Annotated in this window: 19 protein-coding genes and 2 pseudogenes; 12 read left to right on the top strand and 9 right to left on the bottom strand. The window is 42.3% G+C overall.

Going from position 1 to position 21,603, the window contains the following annotated elements:
* Nucleotides 1–59 precede the first annotated feature (59 nt).
* Nucleotides 60–209 (top strand): hypothetical protein, encoded by a 150-nt coding sequence (locus ED605_RS14600; protein WP_162919769.1) that lies wholly within the window; start codon nucleotides 60–62, stop codon nucleotides 207–209.
* 67 nt (nucleotides 210–276) lie between these two features.
* Here ED605_RS14600 and ED605_RS07585 read toward each other — a convergent pair whose 3' ends face one another.
* Nucleotides 277–2,889, bottom strand: a complete 2,613-nt coding sequence (locus tag ED605_RS07585) for an efflux RND transporter permease subunit (protein ID WP_121978280.1) — start codon at nucleotides 2,887–2,889, stop codon at nucleotides 277–279.
* 172 nt (nucleotides 2,890–3,061) lie between these two features.
* On the opposite strand from ED605_RS07585, the gene ED605_RS07580 reads away from it, so the two are divergent.
* The 4 genes from ED605_RS07580 to ED605_RS07565 all read left to right on the top strand — a co-directional run bounded on the left by ED605_RS07580 (nucleotide 3,062) and on the right by ED605_RS07565 (nucleotide 7,048).
* Nucleotides 3,062–3,619, top strand: coding sequence for a TetR/AcrR family transcriptional regulator (locus tag ED605_RS07580; RefSeq protein WP_121978279.1), 558 nt, complete (start codon nucleotides 3,062–3,064; stop codon nucleotides 3,617–3,619).
* A 280-nt stretch (nucleotides 3,620–3,899) separates the two neighbouring features.
* Nucleotides 3,900–4,472: a PadR family transcriptional regulator gene (locus ED605_RS07575; protein WP_225419083.1), complete on the top strand. Its 573-nt coding sequence runs from the start codon at nucleotides 3,900–3,902 to the stop codon at nucleotides 4,470–4,472.
* Nucleotides 4,456–6,027: an MFS transporter gene (locus ED605_RS07570; RefSeq protein WP_121978278.1), complete on the top strand. Its 1,572-nt coding sequence runs from the start codon at nucleotides 4,456–4,458 to the stop codon at nucleotides 6,025–6,027. Before ED605_RS07575 ends, ED605_RS07570 begins: the two co-directional genes overlap by 17 nt.
* Before the next feature lie 100 nt (nucleotides 6,028–6,127).
* Nucleotides 6,128–7,048, top strand: a complete 921-nt coding sequence (locus ED605_RS07565) for an NADP-dependent oxidoreductase (RefSeq protein ID WP_121978277.1) — start codon at nucleotides 6,128–6,130, stop codon at nucleotides 7,046–7,048.
* A gap of 68 nt (nucleotides 7,049–7,116) precedes the next feature.
* On the opposite strand, the gene ED605_RS07560 is transcribed toward ED605_RS07565, so the two are convergent.
* Nucleotides 7,117–7,902, bottom strand: a complete 786-nt coding sequence (locus ED605_RS07560; protein ID WP_121978276.1) for a carbon-nitrogen family hydrolase — start codon at nucleotides 7,900–7,902, stop codon at nucleotides 7,117–7,119.
* Nucleotides 7,903–8,112: 210 nt separating this feature from the next.
* Here ED605_RS07560 and ED605_RS07555 point away from each other — a divergent pair, with 210 nt between their 5' ends.
* Complete coding sequence (locus ED605_RS07555; protein WP_121978275.1) at nucleotides 8,113–9,069, top strand: GRP family sugar transporter; 957 nt, start codon at nucleotides 8,113–8,115, stop codon at nucleotides 9,067–9,069.
* On the opposite strand, the pseudogene ED605_RS07550 reads toward ED605_RS07555, so the two are convergent.
* Nucleotides 9,068–9,226, bottom strand: a pseudogene (locus ED605_RS07550) (transposase); the annotation flags it as partial. The gene ED605_RS07555 and the pseudogene ED605_RS07550 sit on opposite strands and share 2 nt — an antisense overlap.
* 221 nt (nucleotides 9,227–9,447) lie before the next feature.
* On the opposite strand from ED605_RS07550, the pseudogene ED605_RS15060 reads away from it, so the two are divergent.
* A pseudogene (locus tag ED605_RS15060) lies at nucleotides 9,448–9,756 on the top strand (IS982 family transposase); the annotation flags it as partial.
* Nucleotides 9,757–10,099: 343 nt separating this feature from the next.
* Here ED605_RS15060 and ED605_RS07545 read toward each other — a convergent pair.
* Together ED605_RS07545 and ED605_RS07540 are read right to left on the bottom strand one after the other, a co-directional pair.
* On the bottom strand, nucleotides 10,100–10,939 hold the full coding sequence (locus ED605_RS07545) for a hypothetical protein (protein WP_121978273.1): 840 nt from the start codon (nucleotides 10,937–10,939) through the stop codon (nucleotides 10,100–10,102).
* Between the two features lie 374 nt (nucleotides 10,940–11,313).
* Nucleotides 11,314–11,640 (bottom strand): SemiSWEET family transporter, encoded by a 327-nt coding sequence (locus ED605_RS07540; RefSeq protein WP_121978272.1) that lies wholly within the window; start codon nucleotides 11,638–11,640, stop codon nucleotides 11,314–11,316.
* 772 nt (nucleotides 11,641–12,412) lie between these two features.
* On the opposite strand from ED605_RS07540, the gene trpD reads away from it, so the two are divergent.
* From trpD to trpA, 5 genes are read left to right on the top strand one after another with little or no spacing between them, the layout of a single operon-like run.
* Nucleotides 12,413–13,438 carry an anthranilate phosphoribosyltransferase gene (gene trpD / locus ED605_RS07530; RefSeq protein ID WP_121978270.1) on the top strand — a complete coding sequence of 342 codons (1,026 nt, stop codon included), beginning with the start codon at nucleotides 12,413–12,415 and terminating at the stop codon, nucleotides 13,436–13,438.
* Complete coding sequence (trpC, locus tag ED605_RS07525; protein WP_121978269.1) at nucleotides 13,435–14,214, top strand: indole-3-glycerol phosphate synthase TrpC; 780 nt, start codon at nucleotides 13,435–13,437, stop codon at nucleotides 14,212–14,214. The genes trpD and trpC overlap by 4 nt, the downstream gene beginning before the upstream one ends.
* A 2-nt stretch (nucleotides 14,215–14,216) precedes the next feature.
* Nucleotides 14,217–14,816, top strand: coding sequence for a phosphoribosylanthranilate isomerase (locus ED605_RS07520; RefSeq protein ID WP_121978268.1), 600 nt, complete (start codon nucleotides 14,217–14,219; stop codon nucleotides 14,814–14,816).
* Nucleotides 14,800–16,020, top strand: coding sequence for a tryptophan synthase subunit beta (trpB, locus tag ED605_RS07515; RefSeq protein WP_121978267.1), 1,221 nt, complete (start codon nucleotides 14,800–14,802; stop codon nucleotides 16,018–16,020). The genes ED605_RS07520 and trpB overlap by 17 nt, the downstream gene beginning before the upstream one ends.
* Nucleotides 16,013–16,807, top strand: a complete 795-nt coding sequence (gene trpA / locus ED605_RS07510) for a tryptophan synthase subunit alpha (RefSeq protein ID WP_121978266.1) — start codon at nucleotides 16,013–16,015, stop codon at nucleotides 16,805–16,807. The genes trpB and trpA overlap by 8 nt, the downstream gene beginning before the upstream one ends.
* Before the next feature lie 498 nt (nucleotides 16,808–17,305).
* On the opposite strand, the gene ED605_RS07505 is transcribed toward trpA, so the two are convergent.
* The 4 genes from ED605_RS07505 to ED605_RS07485 form a co-directional block, all read right to left on the bottom strand.
* Nucleotides 17,306–18,130, bottom strand: coding sequence for a hypothetical protein (locus tag ED605_RS07505; protein WP_121978265.1), 825 nt, complete (start codon nucleotides 18,128–18,130; stop codon nucleotides 17,306–17,308).
* A complete protein-coding gene (locus ED605_RS07500; protein ID WP_162919768.1) occupies nucleotides 18,120–18,938 on the bottom strand; it encodes an ATP-binding cassette domain-containing protein in 819 nt (272 codons plus the stop codon). The genes ED605_RS07505 and ED605_RS07500 overlap by 11 nt, the downstream gene beginning before the upstream one ends.
* Nucleotides 18,928–19,266 carry a CPBP family glutamic-type intramembrane protease gene (locus ED605_RS14980; RefSeq protein ID WP_121978263.1) on the bottom strand — a complete coding sequence of 113 codons (339 nt, stop codon included), beginning with the start codon at nucleotides 19,264–19,266 and terminating at the stop codon, nucleotides 18,928–18,930. The genes ED605_RS07500 and ED605_RS14980 overlap by 11 nt, the downstream gene beginning before the upstream one ends.
* Before the next feature lie 739 nt (nucleotides 19,267–20,005).
* The gene (locus ED605_RS07485; protein WP_191981357.1) at nucleotides 20,006–21,598 is read right to left on the bottom strand and encodes a putative polysaccharide biosynthesis protein; all 1,593 of its coding nucleotides are present in this window, start codon (nucleotides 21,596–21,598) and stop codon (nucleotides 20,006–20,008) included.
* Nucleotides 21,599–21,603 lie beyond the last annotated feature (5 nt).

Genomic DNA, 21,603 nt, shown 5'->3' with positions numbered 1-21,603 from the left:
ACAATTTCAACCCAAATCCAGCGCTACATCAATTAGTATACTAGAAAGAAGGGCTTTCGATGAATCTTTTTAATTTTTTCCCGGTCGGCCTTCACGGTTTTCACACCGTGCACTTTATTCACGTGATCTTTAATGAACAGCCGATGATTGGAATTGCGCTGATTGTCGCTTTGGTTTTATATTTAATTTATCGCTTTATGAATCGTTGATCTACCACGCAAAAACGCCCACCGAGATTAGTTGTCCCGGTAGGCGTTTTTAAGTTATTAATGTTAGTTAATTCTTAGTTGGTTTTTGGTCCGATTTTGGCTTCCTAGGCCGCAACAGATAGATAATCGCTGGCAAAATCGTCAGGGTACTGATGAGCGCGTAAGCCGTATCCAGTACCGTAATAAATCCAAACGATTGCAAGACCGGAAAGTTAACGAAGGTCAGGGTGATAAAGCCGCCAATGACTGTCAAGCCGGAAACTGTGATGGCTTGACCAACCGATCCCAGTGCCGTTTCAATCGCACCTTCATTTTCTTGACCCTTTCGGCGTTCCTCGATATAGCGTTCCAGAACCAGAATGGTAAATTCGGTGCCAATTCCCAAGATCAATGAGCTTAACGAAATGGTCAACGGATTATAGCTGATCCCCAGTAGTTTTAACGTCATTGGCGAGAGCCCCAACACAATAATGATTGGTAATAACGGATAAATTGCGTAGTGGAAATGACGATAAACCAGTAGTAGTACCACAAAAATTGTCAATAAACCAGCAATGATAATCAGCCCATGGTTGGCCGTCATGTTATTAATTCCTTTCAGCATCATCCCGGTTGAACCAGCCGGACTAATGGTGACGTCACCACTCACATTTTTAGCATCTTTGGTAATCCGGTTCATGAGCTTCAGTGCCTGATCTGATTTAAGATCCGGGTCAATCTTAAACGTAATCGCCGAATACTGGTGATTCTTGCTAACAAGTGTTTGTTGGACCACACTTGGAATTGCGTCAACCTGCTGATTGAGCTTGGTTTGCGATAACTTATTTTGTGAGCCGCTTAATGTCTCCGGCAAAGAAGTCACGTCTAAAACATCTTTTGAATATTTTGACTTAACTTGTTGACCAAACTGGTTAATCGCCGCTAAGTTATCCTTGCTTCGAACATCGTCGGATTTAACCAAGTAAGTCAGATTAGTTGTTGAGCCGACCTCTTTAATGATTTTCTTATTGGCTTTTAGTGCCGGCAAACTCTGCGGGATCATCTTGGTCAAATCAGTCTCAATTGAAATCTGACTTTCAAAGAAGAACCCGGCAATACCAAGTAACACGCCCACGACAGTAATCACGCCGGCATGCTTCATAATCCATTTTGAATAATTGGCAAGGACATTATTCAACCAAGACTTATTTTTGTTGAGCTTAGCTGTCTGCCTAAAGTTCTTCCGCTGATCCAGGATGGAAACCAGCGCAAAGGTCAATGAAAACTCAACAACGTATCCCATTAAGACACCAATTGCCAACGTCACCCCGAAGAATTTCAGCATTGGGGCCTTTGAAATCAACATCATCAAGAAGCTTAGAATCATCACAACCGATGCGATGCCCACGGCCATTCCGGAATGAGCAGCCGTTGTGGTAACTGCTGCCCGTGAATCTTGGTGATTCTTCTTGTATTCCTCTTCGTAACGATTCAAGAACTGAACCCCAAAATCGGTTCCCAGTCCAATCAGGATTGGCAACGTCGCCATTGTGGCCATAGTAATTTCAATTCCCAGCCAGCCCATAATGCCAAACGTCCAGACCATCCCAACCAAAACAAACAGTAACGGGAACAATCGGCGTCGAACCGGAAAGACAAGTAACAGAATAATCACCATGATCACAACCGCGGCTAATAACATGATCGTCATACTGTTGGTCATTTGTTTTCCAACCGTCCCGGCAATTGCGGGTGAACCGGCAACGCTTGCCCGGTAATGACCAGTTGTCAAGCCGGCATCTTTTAACAGGTGCTTAATTTTCTTATATTGCGTGTTGTTCATGTTCATATCCGTATTCGCCGTTGTCGTCAGCGAAATCAAGAGATGACGACCATTTTGAGGCAATAACTGAGCCATTGCACTTGGGACTCGGCCATTATCGAAATATATCAATTGCTTCAACAGACCAGCGTTCATGTTCTGAACATCCGGCAGCATTTTCAGCATTGTGGCCGCGACTGCCTGTTTTTGAGAAGCTGTGAGTAGTTTTTGCGTATAGGCCTGCACCACTGCCTGCTGCTTTGGTTGCAGTAATTTAGTCAGGGCAGTGCTGCTTTGCGTGGTGCTTCCTTTAGATGACTGACTAGCTTGAGCCATTTTCATTTTTTGCGTATTGGTCAAAATCGATAGCGTGTACGCTGATAAGCGCTTTTGCTGACTAGCCGTTAACGATTTAGTCATTTGATTTTGAAGCTGTTTCTTTTGGCGACTCGACAACTGCGCCATCATCGCCGATTGAGTGCCTGATTGCGATGAACTTCCCAGCATGTTACCCGCCGATGAAGCGTGAAGTTCGCCGTTTAAAACACTTGAAACGTCGGTTGTCGACTTAATCCCTTTGATTTGATTGGCTTTATCGGCAAATTGTTTAACCTTTTTGAAGGTCGTCGGATTAACGGTAGATTCGCCATTAGGTTGATGAAGATCGACAATAAAAACGTCGTTGCCGAATTGCTTTTGGTAAGTCACAGAATCCTTGGCAATTTTTGAGCCGGAACTGACAAACATACTGTTACCGGTGTTCATTTGAATTTGGGGTAGCCCCAAACCAAAGATCACTGTTAACACCGCGATTATTACGAGTGTCAACTTTGAATGGTTATAGATTAAAGACCCGGCTTTTGATAATAACCCCTTCATGATTCTATATTCAGTCCTTTCGAAACATTTTCTATACGCTGTGGTATTAAATGAATACTGTGTTGATTTAAAAGTACGTGATTTAGTATAATATAGGTAAATTAGTAACTCAATCATTAAAAAATTCAAAAATGTTATCAAATGAACACTCAACATGGAGGATGTTTAACCAATGGTCGGAACAAAAAATAATCGCCGCACAAAATATACAATTCAGCTACTCAAAAACGCCCTGCTCACGATTTTGACCCGCGAACCACTTGCCAAAGTGACCATCACCGAAATTTGCAGGGAAGCCAACGTCAATCGAGGCACTTTTTATCTGCATTTTGAAAGTCCCGGTGATTTATTCGAAGCCATCGAAAAAGATATTTCCAACCAAGTAATCCCCTTACTAAAGGTCCGACCAAGAGACGACTTATACGAATGGGGCCGCCGGCTGGTATCGGTGATTGAGGATAATCAAATTGCCATGAAAATCATTTTGGATGCCAAACGGGAGGATCGGGTCATTCAACAGATTTTTGATGAGGCTCACGAATTGTTTCTCAAAGACTTTGCCGAACAATTTGACGTCACTAACCAAACCGTTCAGGAATATTACTTCACCTACTTTGTCAATGGCAGCATTGGCATCCTCAAAAAGTGGTTGGAAGGAAATGATGAAATCACGGCGGATGAAATCGCTAGAATTATCATTAACCCCAACCTACTCCAACCCAAGGCTTGATCAACCTTAAAAATCAAAATGGGTCATTGTCATAAAAAATTCATTTAACTCCGATCATCAAACAGGCTGAAGACAAATTTGTCTTCGGCTTTTTTATTCATTAATGGCAGGACTTTGTGAACCTCGAATAATAAGTTGAAAGCGTTTTTCTTTCAACAACTGTTATAATAGGCATCCAGCTTCAAATAAATTAAACAAGCTTGTGAAAAAATCCTTGCATTATACGTCGAAACGACCTATGATAAGTAAGCTATTTTAAAGTAGAAATAAGGAAAATCTCTTGTACGAATTATTAATTTTGGGCGTACTGACCTCCCAAGATATGTCTGGCTACAAATTGCGAACCATTTTGGAGAGTAGTCTGGTCCCCCGCCGAGAAATTTCCAACGGGGTAATGTATCCCTTGTTGAAAAAGTTGGCTGACCAAGGATTTATCGTTTTTTTGAAAGCCCCTGACACTGCCAGAAATAAGAAGTTTGCTCACCTGACGGCCGCTGGTTTTACCCGATTTCAACAGTTAATGGCAGCCTCGGTAACCCGCGATGCCAAGCGTGAATCTATTTTTCGGTTCAAATTCCGGGGAATGGCCGGCATTGATTTTGACACTCAGGAACAAATTTTAACCGATTACGAAGCCGCCGAACAAAGCGACCTCAATTCCTACCAGGAAGTTTACCGGCACCTGCAGACCAAACTCACTCAATCCACTACCAACCGTGACGATCTTCGCTGGGCTATTCGATCACTGGACCTGAGCCTTTCAATTTGTCATGCAAAGCTTAACTGGCTTAAAAATTGTCGTCAAAAAATTAATCAGGATAGGAAGCGTTACTCAAATGAACAAACAAAGTAGTTTAAAACAATGGATTGCCTTGCTCGCCATGGGTCTCGGCGTTTTTATGGGGTTACTTGATGTGACTGTCGTGAACGTGGCGCTGCCAACCATGGCCCGTGGGTTCAATACCACTTTCACCGATCTACAGTGGGTGTTGAACGCCTACACACTAGTTTACGCGGTCACGCTAATGATCATGTCAAAGCTAGGCGATATGTATGGCCGAAAGAAGGTCTTTTTAGGCTCGTTGGTATTATTTGTGATTGCCTCCGCTATCAACGGAATGGCCCCGACTCTGCTGATTTTAGATATCGGCCGGGGCGTACAGGCAATTGGTGGCGCCGGGATGATGTCACTATCCATGGCACTGGTGGCCTCCAACTTTGAAGGTCGAAAACGTGGCTTGGCACTTGGCATCCTGGGGTCCATCATCGGTGTTTCATCCGCTTCCGGTCCACTAATCGGTGGCTATCTGGTCGAACACTTTGGTTGGCCGGCTATTTTTTATGTAAACGTGCCATTTGGCATTATTGCTGTCATTCTTACCATTTTTTATGTCGCTGAAACGCCAAGCTATGGAAAGAATCACCGCATCGATTTACTGGGCATGCTGCTATCGGCAGTTGGTTTATTTGCTATTATTTACGGCTTAATTATTAAAGAAAGCCACCCACACTGGTCATGGCTTGATATCCGGGTTAGCGGGCTGCTAATCGGCGGAATGATTGTGATGGCCGGCTTTGTGCTGATTGAATTAAAAGTGACCGATCCCATGATGGATATTCAGATGTTCAGACGCCCCCATTTTCTCGGAACAATTGCGGTTGCTTTCGCGCTTGGCGCCGGTATTTATGCTTATAACGCCTTCCTGACGGCTCTGATGCAAAACTACATCGGGTATTCGGCTGTTCAAACCGGGGTAAGGCAGCTGACAATTAGTGCCTGGTCCCTAGTTTTAGGCCCCGTTGCCGGCATTCTCAGTGCCCGTTATTCCAAAAAATGGATGATTGTCATTAGCTTACTTGTTGGCGGTCTTGGCTTCTTTGCCATGGCGCATGCGATCAGTCCAACGATCAGTTTCGTTGAACTATGGCCAGGGATGGTGTTGATGGGAATTGCCAATGGGATGGTCAACCCTCTGTTAAACACGGCCGGAATGGAAGGGGCTTTGCCTAATGAAATGGGCATGGTCTCCGGCTTGCTAAATGTCTTTCGGCAGTTTGGGACAACCGTTGGCGTCGTTGGTCTAGGGCTGATTCAAGATGCCCAATTTGAAAACCACCTTAACACCCACCTACCTGCCTTAAAGATGCCTACTCAGGCACTTAACGGAATCAAAGAAGCCCTGATCAATGCCGGTCCGTTTTCGGGTCACAGTATTGCCTTTTCAAGTCGGATTGAAAAAGCCCCGTTTGCCCATGCGCTCCAGCAAATTGTCATCAGGGCCTATGATAATGGGATGGCTGCCGTAGCTGTTACTTCCGGCATCCTCGTGATTCTCGGCGCATTGGGAGCCGCCTTCTTAATGAGAAACCACGCTTCTCAAGACATTGAACTCAAACAATCGAAGTAGTTGTATCAGCCTTAATTTGAAAGGCAACTTGCTTGCTTTAATTAACCGTTTCCGCTTACAATAACCACGTTATCAACGAGTTATAGGGAGGCGGTTTTTTATGAAAGCATTTGGATATGAGCACCACGGCGCACCTGAGGTCTTTCAGGCCTACGATATTCCTACCCCATCTCCGTCAGCCAATCAGTTATTGGTTCGCACTATTGCCATCGGCCTTAACAATCGCGAACGGGCTGAACGGGCAGGTGGTTACGGTGGCATCAGCGGCCCACTGATTCCCGGTCGAGACGTGGTCGGTGAAGTCGTGACTGTTGGTAAACGCGTCAGTGGCTTTTCAGAAGGCGATCTGGTATTGACCCATACCGAGCACGGCTATGCAGAATTTGTATTGGCTGATCTTGATGCTACCGTGAAGTTACCCGATGGGATACCGCCAACCAAGGCTGCCGGTATTATTACGCCAGGGCTAACGGCCTATAAAGCAGTGACCTTTTTCGGTAATGTTAAAGCCGGCCAAACCGTTGTCGTTAAAGGGGCGTCTGGTGGCGTTGGCTCGATTGCGGTTCAAATTGCAACCGACTTGGGCGCCAATGTAATCGGGATTGCATCCAGTCACAATGCGGACTTCGTTAAGTCAATTGGTGCCAGTCAGTTTGTCGCCTACGATCAAAGTGATCCGGCAACCGTTTTGGCTGATCAAGCCGACGTAGTGATCAACAGCGCGATGAACGGTGCCGGTACCGAAGACGATTTGGCCATGGTGAAACCTAACGGCACGATTGCCAGTGTTGCCCATACGTCACCAATTTCCGATAAGCCGGTTAACTTCGTTCATATTCGGCCAACCAACGAGATGACCGATCGTGAAGCCTTGCAAGCCGTGGTCGATCTCATGCGGGATGGCAAATTAACCATCAAAATCGGTTATAAACTACCATTTTCACGGGATGGCTTTGTTAAGGGCCATCAGTTACTTGAAGAAAAACATGACGGTCGCGTGATTATTGTTAACGAGCTGTAATCACCAAAAATCGCGAACTAAAAACGGAAACCGGAAAGCAGCCATCAAGCTGATTTCGGTTTCCGTTTTTATCGGTAAAGTTCAGGCCGCCGGTCCGCAAATACTGGCATGAATCCTCGCGCATCATCGGTTTCTGTTGTCTCAATCGTGATTGTTTTTAATTGCGGTTGATCATCCAGAGTCAGTAATTCATCTCCCAATGGATTGTAAACACCGGAGTGGCCACCAAATTGATTATCCGGATCACTACCAACCCGGTTTACGGCCACCACAAAACTTTGATTTTCAATTGCCCGTGCGGCCAACAATCGGCGCCATTGTGGAATTCGACTGGTCGGCCATTCTGCCGGTACAAAGATCAGCCGACTGTTATCCAGACTCAACGTCCGTAGCCATTCCGGAAAGCGGATGTCGTAACAGATCACACTGGTGGCGTCGACTCCTTTAATTTGGAAATGGTCTTCTTCATGTCCGGCCGCCAAGTATTGATCTTCACGCATCAAACCAAATAAATGAACCTTTTGGTAACTCGTCAGCAATTGCCCCGCCGTGCCAAAAATGTAAGTGGTATTATAGTAGGCACCGTCATGGGCGGTTGCCACCGAGCCACCATGCACAATGAGTTGGTACTTCTTAGCCAGTTTGGCCAGTAATGTCTGGGTGCGTTGACCATTAGGATCCGCAATCTTGGCAAATCTGGTCAAATCATAACCAGTATTCCACATTTCCGGGAAAACAACGATATCTGCATGTTGTTCGGCCGCTTGCTTAACCGCCGGCTCAATTTGCGCAAAGTTCTTGTCCGGATCACCAAAATAGAGATTGAGCTGAGCTAAAGAAATTGTCAACTTCATTTAAAAACCTCCTCGTATTAGAACATCATCTTAACGTTGCGTTAGTTAGCGTTATTATAGTCCTAATCGACTACGTATGTGCAACCAGATAATTGTTTTTTAAAGAGTTCTCAATTAAAATCAAATTTCGGCACTACCAAATCAGTCATATGATATAATTTCTCTGTTAGAACTAAATTAGCCAAAACGACTAAAAAATGGAGGAACACGATGAGCATCAGTTTACTATTTGCACTCATTCCACCAATCACTTGGGGCGCTACCGGTATCATTGGCACCAAGATGGGCGGCTCGGCTGCCCAACAAACCTTTGGTGAATCCTGTGGGGCATTAATCTTAGCATTGGGCGTCTACCTTTTCTTCGTGCTTCCCAATGGCATTGTGGTGGATGGCCGGATTTGGGTTGTTGGCCTATTTTCCGGTCTGTTCTGGTCAGTTGGCACGGTTGGCCAATTTTTCGCTTATAAACGGATGGGCGTTTCAGAAGCTTTTCCGCTTTCAACAGCCGGTCAAATCATTACCAACGCCTTGATGGCTGCCGCGGTGTTAGGTGAATGGACGACCTTAAGTATGTGGTTTTTTGGTGCAATTTCAATCGCTTTGGTAACCGTGGGGGCACTTCTAACGGCGGCTCGGTCAAAAGCTGACAAGAAAATCACTAAAAAACGTCCAAGTACTTACATGCAGGGATTATTTGCTCTGTTTTTATCAACGATTGGCTTCATGCTTTACTTTGTCTTTCCCAACCTACTGGTAAAGGTGGGGTACATCAGTCAAACCGTCCATAATGCCAATCACGGCATTAACTATATGACGGCAATTGTGACGCCTCAAGCCATTGGTCAAATCATCGGTTCAGCACTCATCGGCACCTTTATTCTTCACGAAACCAAACTAATTGCCATTCCAACTTTGAAAAACTTTGTCACAGGAATTAACTGGGCTATCGGAAATCTGTTTATGTTCATTTCAACCGCCAATCCAGCTATCGGTCAAGCAACGGCCACGACGCTTTCTCAATTGGGAATTGTTGTCGGCACGTTTGGTGGCATTTATATTCTGCACGAACGCAAAACCCGCGATCAAATGGTCAAAATCATCCTTGGCTCTCTGCTGGTCATTGTCGGCAGTGTGCTGATCACGAATTTGAAACTGCTGAGTTTATAACAAGCTCGAAGAGGCCACTATCCGTCCACTTCCGGAAACAACTATAAACGGTCTCCCAAGAACCAAACTCGGCGGGCAAGTCTCGCCAGGGTGAGCCGACCTTGAGTTGCCAAAGCACGGCATTTAAAGCCGTCCGGTTACTTAAAGGTCGACCAGTGGTTAGAGCTTTTCGATCCGTTACCACTTTTCATCAGAGATAGCGTGTCGATTAGTGGCTAATGGGGAAGTAGTCATGCGTTGGGTCCTCATTTCCGGTTTTTACCCAGATTATACCGGAATTTTAGTTAAAAAGTTTGTTTTAAGACCAGGCCCTAGTTTAATTCCCAAATATCCGTGTAGAATAAGAATTTATTGTGGACAAATAAAGTATCTATCACTTTAGTGGCTTTAGGTAATCTAGGATATTTAAGCCAGCCACAGCAGTGTGACTTAAGGGCAAACGGGATTATATTGTCGATGTAATTTGCCATCAAGGGAATTAGTGCAACAGACGCGGCTCTTAAAGCGTTACCAGAAACGAAATGAAACGACCTTTTCATCTTTTACACGTAGTTTTCATTTTGAGCAACTAGTTCACAAACCCTGACTGGGGTTCCACCAACAATTGAGGCCAGCTTTTCGTTCATACAATGAAGAGCGTGAGAGCAAGGACCTTACGGCTTCAATTTAGCCAATGGTAATTCTTAACTAGCGCAAGAGGTTAGGGTTAAGAATTTATTAACTTGTCTTTTAAACGGTTTTATTTGTATACTTTTCAGCTTATTATACAAAATAAATATAAAGGAGTGTGAATATATTGTCAATTGTAAGTTTTCCATTTTTTATTATCTCACTAGTTTGGATTATTGTTTTATTATTTCAACACAAAAAACCAGATGCGTTTTTAATTGTAGTATTTACGTTGTCGTTACTCATGCAAGTTGTATCATTTTTAACTTTTTGGAATATGCCATAAAGGCTAAAAATTAATAATAATTAAACCAAAAAGCAGTTTTAAAGTCGTTACCTTTAAAACCGCTAAGTTATTACGTTAGACTCTCCACCAAAGCCTGTGTGACCAGTTAATGTGTGGTAAGCCACCTTTAAACGCAGAGCAATTTTTGTTAGTTGTCAGCCCCTTACACTTTGTATTTCCACTCATTTCACAACCATAAGTAGAATCGTTGTTATCACAGTCACTTCCTTGAAAGTTTAATGCTGCTTTTGCTGCACTCATAGCACCCGAACGGCGGCTATAATACTTATGTGAATAATTAAACTCTCCATTAAAATCATTACATTGAACCCGAACCCCAGCTTTATATTTATGCCCATCTTTTTGACCTAAACTAGCAGTTTGATAAACTGTGTCGCCATCTCCATTGTCTTGACCGGAAGCCATATCAGATTCATTTGTTTCCATTTTATTGATTAACTCCATTAGGTCTAATGTAACTGTGAAATCACCTTGTTTACTTTGTAATTGTTGTTGCGTTAAGTTAATAGATTGAAGCACATTGCCTAGTTTGTTTTTAAAGACAATTACTGGATTGTCTTTATCAACTTTTAAAGTAAATTTGTCATTTGAAGTAGTGGTGCTTCCAACAGATGAAGTTACGACAGCCCCACTATCATCTAATTTTTCATCTAATATCGTGTAATCGCCATCAGTATGAGTAGAATAACGGGAATTCTCCTGCAATGTTAACTTTTGCAGACTCGTCATATCATCGTCACTTAATGCCGACGTTAGCATTCTAGCCTCATTTTGGATTATAACATGTCCCTGAAGATCTATTGTATTTGCACTATCTGCATTCACAATTTTGCAAGATCCAAACAACATAATAACCATTGACATCCCTAAGAGAAAAAAATACTTTAATTTCAAAACTGAAACCCCTTCCCTATATATACATAAAATTTACATAACTTCATAACATTATCATGTAAATGTGTTCATACTTTGAATTTTTTTATGACTTTTTTATGAATAGATTAGAAAAGCTATAAGGAAATATAAAAAAACTTGTTTGGACAAAAACTGAGATCAAATGGTCAAAATCATCCTTGGCTCTCTGCTGGTCATTGTCGACAGTGTGCTGATCACAAATTTGAAACTGCTGAGTTTATAGCATAACGATGGGAATCCAGTCGTAACTTAAAAAGCGTTCCGGATAATTAATAGCTTAAAATGCTAATTATCCGAGACGCTTTTGATTTGTGTCTGATCTCTCAATTTTTAGTTTGATCCTCAAATGTCCATTAAACCATCGCCGTGATCGCCGTTAAGACACCAAAAACAACACCGGGCAAACTGGCGATGATTAGCCGCCAATCCTTTTGAGGCTTTAACCAGCCATAGCCAACCCACAAGGTCGCGTTGAGTGCGGCAAATAATGGTTGAACCGGCGAAATCGGATTACCATTTAAATTGCTGATGATTTCACCAATATACGACACGTACATGATGAAATTTGCAATGGTCGCAAAATCCCCAATTAACTTAATTTCATCAATGCGCTTCTTATGTAGTGCATCCTGAATCTGATGATTAAATTGACCCTGAGTTGGTCTTAATTGACGCTGCATTCAATCGCTTCCCATTCCCCTTTTTTACTCACCTCAGTCTTACCACTTCCCCGCTCCAAAAGCCAGAAAAATTTAATCTAATTATCATTTTTGTTGGCTTATGAATTACTCCGCTACATTTTAAAAAAATTAAGCCAGCCATTTTGAATCGTTAGTTTTTTGAAGCCATCTAAACAACGCCTCTGCATCAAGGCTTAGTGGATAAGCTCCTTGCCCGGATTTCCAACCGTTTCAAGTTAGCCACCCAAGATTTCCAAAAAAAGTTTTATTAAAATTATTGACTTTTTGATGAAAAGCCTCTAATATACAAACTAACAATTAATGATTCGCCCATAAAAACCGATGAAGTGGAGATCAAGATCATTGTGCACGCAAAGAGAGTTGCCGATGCTGAGAGTGCAATCGAACGCAGATGATTAAATGGACCACTGAGGGTTCTTCCGAAAGATTTTCGAGTACGGAGAAACGTCAAGGCATACGTCAGTTGTCGGAGGGATGTTAGTCCCTTGCTAAGCGTGATTAATTGGGAATTGAAGACAAATCAGCAACTGCTATTTGTAGTAGACCCAATTAATTGAACTAAGGTGGCACCGCGGAAAAATCCGTCCTTAACTTACAGAAGTTATGGGCGGGTTTTTTTATATTCCCGGAGGTCTTGAAAATGAACCAAAACAAAGAAATCAAACGATGGCAACCCTCATCAAATGACAACCAAAAATGTCGTTAACTCACAATCTAAATTAATTTTATAAACCAATTGGAGGAATGCATGATGATTAAACAAGCCATTGAAAAAGTCGTTAACCATGAAAACCTAACGTTTGAAGAAAGCCAAGCTGTTTTGGATGAAATCATGAACGGTGAAGCTTCGGAAATCGAAACTGCCAGTCTTTTAACGGCGTTAACCGCTAAGACCCCAACCATTGATGAAATTGCCGGTGCTGCTTCCTCAATGAGAAGTCACGCCTTGGCTTTTCCGGAAACTAAAGACGTCCTGGAAATCGTCGGAACTGGCGGTGATCATGCCAACACCTTCAACATTTCAACCACCAGTGCAATTGTGGTTGCCGCTACCGGCACTAAAGTTGCCAAACACGGCAACCGGGCCGCTTCATCCAAGAGCGGTGCCGCCGACGTCCTTGAAGCATTGGGCTTAGACATTAATGAAACGCCGGCTGTCAGTTATGAAAGCCTTCAAAAGAACAATTTGGCCTTCCTGTTCGCCCAGGAATATCACAAATCCATGAAGTACGTCGCTCCGGTCAGAAAACAACTGGGCTTTCGAACTATCTTCAACATTCTTGGCCCACTGGCTAATCCAGCCCACCCAACCCGCCAATTACTCGGTGTTTACAACGAAGAGTTGCTTGAGCCACTCGCTAACGTGCTGAAAAAGCTGGACGTTAAAAACGCGATGGTCATTCATGGTCGTGACGGTCTTGATGAAATGACAACCGCTGGTGAGACGGCCGTAGTTGAACTTCGTGACGGAAAGCTCACCAAGTATACCCTGACGCCGGAACAATTTGGTTTAAAACGGAGCCAACGAGCCGATTTGGTCGGTGGGACACCTGACGAAAACGGCCAAATCACCCACGATATTTTAGCCGGCAAAAAGGGGCCTAAACGTGACATTGTAATATTGAATGCCGGTGCTGCCCTTCACTTGGCCCATCCGGAATTATCGATTCAGGAAGGCATTGAGTTGGCAGCCAAAACCATTGATAACGGCAAGGCTCTCAACGAACTCAAGAACCTGTTAGCCTTCTCCAAGAAACGTCAGGATGTGGTGGCATGATTCTCGATGAATTAGTAACTGTCACCAAAGCCAGATTGGTCCGTCATAAACGACGTCAATCATTAGCCGAGCTGAAGCAAACGATCACGTCAATGCCAGCAGACTCCAAACCTGATTTTTTAGAAATTTTAAAGCATCCCAGCTTACACGTCATCTCGGAAGTCAAAAAAAGCTCGCCTTCCAAGGGGATGATCGTTACAGATTTTCCTTATTTGAAAATTGCCAAGGCATACGATCAGGCCGGAGTAGATGCCATTTCCGTACTAACCGAGCCTGATTATTTCAACGGCCACCTGCATTACTTGCGAGAAATCAGCCAAGTTGTTTCGGCACCAACCCTGCGTAAGGATTTCACAATTGATCCCTACATGATTTATGAGGCAAAAGCCAACGGCGCCGGCATCATCTTACTGATTGTGGCAATTTTATCCGATCAGCAATTACGTGACTATCGGGAATTAGCTGAAAGCCTTGGCATGCAGGCAATTGTGGAAGCCTACACTGCTGATGAAGTAAAGCGGGCCCGTCAAAGTGATGCCAAAATTATCGGTATCAACAATCGCAACCTTAAAGATTTCAAAGTTGATTTTAATAACAGTTTGAAACTACGCCGTTTAGTCCCGGCAGACATTCCGGTGGTCGCAGAAAGTGGCATTCAGACCCAACAGGATGTCAAACTGCTGGCCGATGCCAACTTCAATGCCATTTTAATGGGTGAAACACTGATGCGATCCACCCAAAAGCAACAGTTAATCAGGGAATTTAAGGAGGCTTAAAAATGGTTTTAGTTAAAATCTGCGGTCTGATGCGCCCAGAAGACATCTTCGCTGTTAACCAAGTCGATGCCGACTTTGCCGGTTTTGTCTTTGCGCCTAGCCGACACCAAGTTTCATTAGAAAAGGCATTGGCATTAAAAGAGTTATTAAAGCCGGAAATTAAGACTGTGGGCGTCTTCGTTAACGAGTCCGTAGATGAAATGCTAGCCATTTATCATGCCGGCGCCATCGACATTGCCCAGCTGCATGGTAAGAGTACGCCGACTGAAATTAGCCAACTCAAGCAGGCCGGACTTGGCGTGATTCAGGTTTTTGAACGCCAAACCGTTGACACAACCTCCCCAGCCGACTATCTGATGGTCGACAGTGGTAAGGGCAGCGGCCAACTGCTTGATTTAACCAGGATTCCCCACCTTAACCGATCATTAATTCTTGCTGGTGGCCTGACCCCGCAAAACGTCAGTCGAGCAATTCAAATTGTTCGGCCAGATATCGTGGACGTTTCCAGCGGCGTCGAAACCAACGGCCATAAAGATGCTCAAAAGATTAATCAGTTTGTCAAAAACGCAAAAGAGGAAGTTTACTATGAAAACATTAAATGACGCAACTCAGGAAAAACAACGAAGCGGCCGTTACGGCCAAGATTTCGGTGGCCAATACATCCCCGAAACTTTAATGACCGAGCTTGAAAAAGTAACCAAAGCTTTTAACGACTTAAAAGATGATCCCAAATTTAAAGCCGAATTAAATGACTTGCTGATCAACTACGCCAACCGACCATCTTTACTGTACTATGCTAAAAACATGACCGAGGACCTCGGTGGTGCCAAAATTTACTTAAAACGTGAGGACTTAAACCATACCGGCGCCCACAAAATCAATAACGTGATTGGCCAAGTGCTCTTGGCTAAACATTTAGGCAAAAAACGACTGATTGCTGAAACCGGTGCCGGCCAGCACGGTGTTGCCACCGCAACCATCGCTGCTTTAATGGGCATGGATTGTGAGATTTTTATGGGTAAAGAAGATACCGATCGGCAGAAGTTGAATGTTTATCGAATGGAGTTATTGGGTGCCAAGGTTCACCCGGTTACCAACGGCTCAATGGTCTTAAAAGATGCCGTTAACGCTACCCTTCAGGAATGGGCCAGTCGTAGTGAGGACACCTTCTATGTGATGGGATCCGCCGTTGGACCGGCACCATTTCCGGCTATCGTTAAGCATTTTCAAAGCGTGATTTCCAAAGAATCCAAACAGCAACTCCAAGTCAAAGAAGGTCGGCTTCCCGACATGGTCGTTGCCTGTGTTGGCGGCGGTAGTAACGCCATTGGCAGCTTTGCGGACTACATTGATGATCCCGATGTCAAGCTGGTCGGCGTTGAAGCAGCCGGCAAAGGCGTTGACACCGATCGGACCGCTGCCACGATTGAACGAGGGACCGTTGGGATTTTTCATGGCATGAAATCATTATTTATGCAAAATGATGACGGCCAAATCGATCCGGTTTATTCCATCTCGGCCGGTTTGGATTATCCGGGAGTTGGTCCGGAGCACGCTGCTCTTGCCCAGGAAGGCCGGGCTCAATACGTTGGCATTACCGATGATGAAGCGGTCCAAGCTTTCGAATATATTGCTCGAGAGGAAGGCATCGTTGCCGCCATTGAAAGTTGTCATGCCGTTGCTTATGTTGAAAAAATCGCCCCAAAGATGGCCAAGGATCAAATCATCGTCTGCACCCTTTCCGGCCGTGGGGACAAGGATGTCGCAAGTATTGCCAAATACAAAGGAGTCAACATTGATGAGTAAGTTAAGTGAAGTTTTCAAAAATCATAAAGCATTTATTCCATTTGTCGTCGCAGATGATCCGGATTTTGACATCACAGTCGCAAATATCGTCGCTCTGGCCAACGGTGGTGCCGACATCGTTGAATTAGGGATTCCCTTTTCTGATCCGGTCGCCGATGGGCCAGTCATCCAAGCAGCTGATCTACGTGCTTTCGATGCCAAGGTCAGAACCAAAACAGTATTTGAAATCGTGGCGGCTACCCGAGAAAAGACTCAGGTGCCAATGGTCTTTTTAACTTACTTAAACATCGTCTTTAAATACGGCTACGACGCCTTTTTAAAGCGTTGCGCCGACTTAGGAGTTTCCGGTCTGGTCATTCCGGATCTCCCCTATGAGAGTCGCGATGAAATTGTTCCGATCGCCAATAAGTATGGCGTTGATATTATTCCACTGATTACGCCTACATCCGGCCATCGCATCGATAAGATTGCCAAAAGCGCCACCGGTTTTATTTACGTGGTCTCTTCAATGGGGATTACCGGTGAACGAGATGCCTTCTTCAACGGCTTAAAAGACTTAGTAGCCCACATCAAACAGGCAACCGATGTGCCAACAGCGATTGGGTTTGGCGTTCACACACCCGATCAAGCTCAAAAGATGGCCCAAATCGCCGATGGTGTCATTATTGGTAGTGCAATCGTCGATATTGTTGCTAAAGAAAAACAACATGCTCCAGAGGCAATTGAACAGTTCACCAAACAGATTCGTCAAGCGGTCGATTCTGGGAAACAGGTATCTGTTAAATAACATTACAACATAGCAAAGCAGGTAGACATATATTAGCAGTGTCCATAGATACCATTAGTTTACAATTAGCAAAACTATTTCAGTGAAAGATCACTCCATAAATAAAATTCTCACCATCCTTCGGCATTGTCCATCGGGTGGTGAGAATTATTTTGACAGATACGTTTAATTAATAGCTTAAATAATAGATAGACTGATTTAACCTCACACAATTAAACTTATCTACTCCTCATAATACCTACTGAGTTTTATCATGTTAATCTATTATTTAATGCCACAATATACCATGACGTTTTGGAGTCTTAATCAAAGTTCACCAAATTAGGAAACTGCGAGTAGTAGATTTAAATTTATAGATAAGTAATGCTTAATCATTTTACTTATCGCTATGTGTTATCTAATAACAATTAGTCTAAATCCCTCAACAAAAAATCATACACATCATTTTATCAGAACTTTTATATCTGTTTATTATTTTATACTAATTTTTATAGAAAACTATCTTTTGCGATCTACAATTGATTCAAGAATTAATAACGCAACCAAAATAACTAGCCAAACAATTAGCAGCTTTATAACATTCCCATTAATTCTAAAAATTCCTAAACTTTTGAATAGCTTGGGCTTATAAGCAGCAGGAATTGTAACATTTTTGACCATAATACTTCTAATAACTCCAGCAATTTTATACCCTGGCCATTCGACCACCAACTTTTTCATAAAACTTGGGAGCTCACCAAATATTATATAGGAACCAGAGAAAAAGCCAGTCAACGCACCAACAATTGCTGATAATGATGAAAAAACAGAAATGGAATTTACTAGATTAGTAATACAAGCGAAAAATAAACAACCAAAAACAACTAAAAGTAATGCATACCCCACTATTTGTATAAACATATTGAGAGTTAACAAAGAGCTATCTCCGACACCTAAATAGGCATATGCAATGACAACAAATGCTAAAGTTGAGACGGATGCTTCAATTACAGCTGCTATTAAATATGATACGGACATGGAAAGCTTAGACATCTGACCATTCACAATAAAATCATATTGTTTATTATCTTGACTATCCTTTATTCTTTGTTCAAATGGGGCAAGAGAAGCTGATATCCCAACAATTGAAATCAGACCTGCAATCATCCATAAATCCACAAATTGCTTTGCATGGATACCCTTGGGCATAGTTTGCAAAATATTATCCCTCAAGAAAAAAACATAAATAAATAAAGTAATTAAAAGAGCCAGGAACGAGAAGAAAATTGCTACTTTATCTCGTCGGTATATCGCAAGTGTTCTCCGAATAAACTTAATTTTCATTATAGATCGCCTCAGCATTCATAAAAAGATCATCAAAAGAAGTATGTTTAACTTCAAAATCTCTTTCCCTAGGAATAATATTATTCAGATAAGTAATAACATCATTAGAATCATCAAAAAATTTTGTCTTTAAAATTGTATTCTCTTTTTCCAGTTCCCTATCACTGTCCTTATAGATTATTAACTTATATCGCGGCATTTGGCCAATAAATTTTTTCATAGAACCAAAGTATTTTTTTTGCCCTTTTTGAATAAACAAAACCTTATTTGCATATATCAATTCTCCCAAATCATGCGTAGTATAGATCATTGCAGAGCTACTATCAGTGTCTAACAAATTGTGAATTTGCGTCCACGCTTCCTCTTTTATATCTACATCCATCCCCGCTGACAATTCGTCTAATAACAATACATTAGGTTGAGATACCGCTATTCTAACAAAATTAACAATCCTTTTCTGCCCCCCGGATAGAGAACCATATAATTGTTTTAAATCTTTTATTTGAAATTGATTAAGCATCTCCTTCGCATCTTCTAATTTCGATCTTTTTAAAATTCTAAACCTTAAATTTTGTATAATACTTAATGTTTCATCTAAAATATTATTTTGGAATACTGCACCAAAATTCACTTTACTAGTGCTAACTTTTCCATTATCTGGAGATATTATTCCCATTATAATTTGTAATAAAGTAGATTTCCCAGAACCGTTTGGTCCTATTAAAGCAATTCGATCACCCGAATTTACACTTAAATCGACTTTATCAATACGCCCAGCTTTGCTTACGTTATCTATATCAATTTTCATAGTAATTTTCCTTTCTGTTCTGCACATAGAAATACACAAATATATTAAAAGCCATGTGACACAATATTGTTAAAATTACGCCATATTTAAGGAACAATATCGACATTAGAATGCCTTGAAAAACTTTAATTGTACCTCTTTTAAAACCAAGATAAGGCAGATGACTAAAAGAAAAGGCCAAAGAAGAAATTACAATAAATGTCATAAAATTCTGGTGGATTTCTAAACCTGTGTAATAAATAAGCCAACGAAAATGAAGTTCCTCTAATAGTGGGAAAGAAAAAATCGAATTTTTTTCTCTTAGAATGTTTAGTACATACTTCTGCATTCTTATAGCCTTGCCAGTACAAAGCTCAATTTCTACAGGAAGAATAACACCTATAAAAAAAGTACTGTTAAAAGGCTCATAAAAGAATCCCCATTAATTCCAAATAAGTCATTATCAATTTAGAAGGTAACAGAATTTCTAAAGTGGCTCCCATAAATAATCCTGAAATCAACCCATAAATAATTGTCTTCATGCTTTTTCCTTTCAAAAAGGGCAGAGAAATCAAGAATTTCTCTGCCTTTACAAAATTAGCAGCAAGTAGTCGTGCAGCAGCAGGAACCATAGTATGTCAATTCAGTTCCTGATACTTCCGATTTAATAATGGAAGATGTTACCCCATCCTTGATTTTCATGGTCTTACCTCTCCGTCATTACGCCTAGACTCCAAATTTCTAACACGGAGAAATCATAAAATTTGCATAGAATTATAAAATTCCTCATATGATCTCTTCATGTTCACAGTATCACTTGGTGAAAATTTATCAATTAATATGCCTTCAAAATCAAAGATTAATTCAATTAATTCGGGAATCAATTTATATAACAAAAAATTTCGTGTAATCAATAGAAAAGAGACGGTCAGCTACTGCATACAGGGGGGGAGATCCTTCCCAGTGAAACTCTTTTAACAAACTAGAAACCTCAAGAGTGATGATAATCACCGGAAAAATAAAAGACCATCCTGTAACTATTAACGTTACACAGGACAGCCTTTTTATTTTTGGTGCTGAAAATTTTTTCATTCAAAATGCTTATATCTAAGATAGCGATAACCGATCTTCTTTTCAAAGATCCGCTTGGATAAACCAGTCGCATTGGCCAACGCCAGATAGATTAACAAGGCCACCAAACCAAACACGGCGGCAAACATAAACGCCGAAATTTTAGTCACCGGCAAGAAACTCCGGTGAAGACCGGTAATAGCTAGCGCAACGATCACCGCAAAAGCAATGTTGACCACGATATTCAGCGTCAGCTTCGATAACCTGACCCCAAACTCCTTGCGAATCTCACCCAAACTCATCAGGCAAACCAGGCCAAAGGCGATTGCTGTAGCCAAAATAGCACCGAAACCTTGCAGCCAAGTAACTAATGGCACCTGCAAAACCAACTTGACGATCAAGCCAATAATTAAATAGAACATCGCTTTTTTACTATAATGCAACGCCTGAAGCAACGTTAGCCCATTAATTGCCATCCCCAGAATCAAGCTCTGAATGATGTTCCAGAAAAGATAGTGACCACCCAGGAAGCTAAATGGGAAGAAGACCCCATTTGTTTCAAACGACAAGGCAGCTAACAGCGTCACAATCGGGCCCAACGCAAATAGTAGCATGTTCAGGTTTTGAAGAACCAGATCACCAATATTATGCTTACCAGCTGCCCGGCTGCTTGCCAAAATCGGTAACGTGGTTTCTGCAACGGCTAGTGCCAACGAAATGACCACCGTCGTAATCTTAGTTGGGTTAGCTGAGAACATCGTGAAAATATTTTGGGTATACAACGCTGTTTTATGAAGAACATTTTCCATCACCTGCTTGAAGACCAGCTGATCCACAAACTGAGTTAAGGTGATGCCGGAACCAACCACCACAAACGGGATTGATTCGTAAGCAATCATTTTAAAAGTTCGCCCCAGCCCCTCAAGATCATACGGCAAACTTTTTTCAGCCTTTTGTTGATAAACATTTCGTTGTTTGCGGTAGTAAAAAGCTAAGTAAAGATAGCTGGCAAGGGCCCCAACCAAAGCTGCCATGACACTTAAATAAACTGCATGGACAAACGTTTTATGAAAGATAAAGATTGTCATGTAAGTAGTAACCAGGATAAAAATGACCCGGACAAATTGCTCCCAGAGTTGTGACACACCATACGGTTTTAAATCCTGATTGCCCTGAAACCAGCCGCGTGCCGCGCTCATCGACGGCAAAATCACAATTGCCGGTACCAAAAAGCGAATAGCGGTTGTCGAAATTTCCGGCGACACCACCGGACTATTTTTAGAAAGCAGTGGCGCCAGGGCATAGAGTAAGATTCCGCAAATCACGCCAGACAGCATCATTAGCCCCATGCCCACTTTGGCTAACCGTTTTGAGTTTAGAAATTTATTTTCACCATTATAAAAGGCCACCCGGCGAGCAATCGCTGAAGGAAAGCCGGCCGTGCCAAGTGAGATAAATAGTGCATAGGGTGTATAAGATGTATTAAATAATGCTTGTGCCGCATTCTGGTGGGCAGCGCTGCCCATCATTGCCAGCCATGGAATTAAGTAAACCACACCAAGAACGCGTGAAAAGATGCTTCCAAATGACAGCCAGAATGAACCGGACATAATTT

The organism is Lentilactobacillus raoultii (assembly GCF_900411375.1).
GTDB classification, from domain to species: Bacteria; Bacillota; Bacilli; order Lactobacillales; family Lactobacillaceae; genus Lentilactobacillus; species Lentilactobacillus raoultii.
This window is presented reverse-complemented; position numbering and strand designations above follow the sequence as displayed.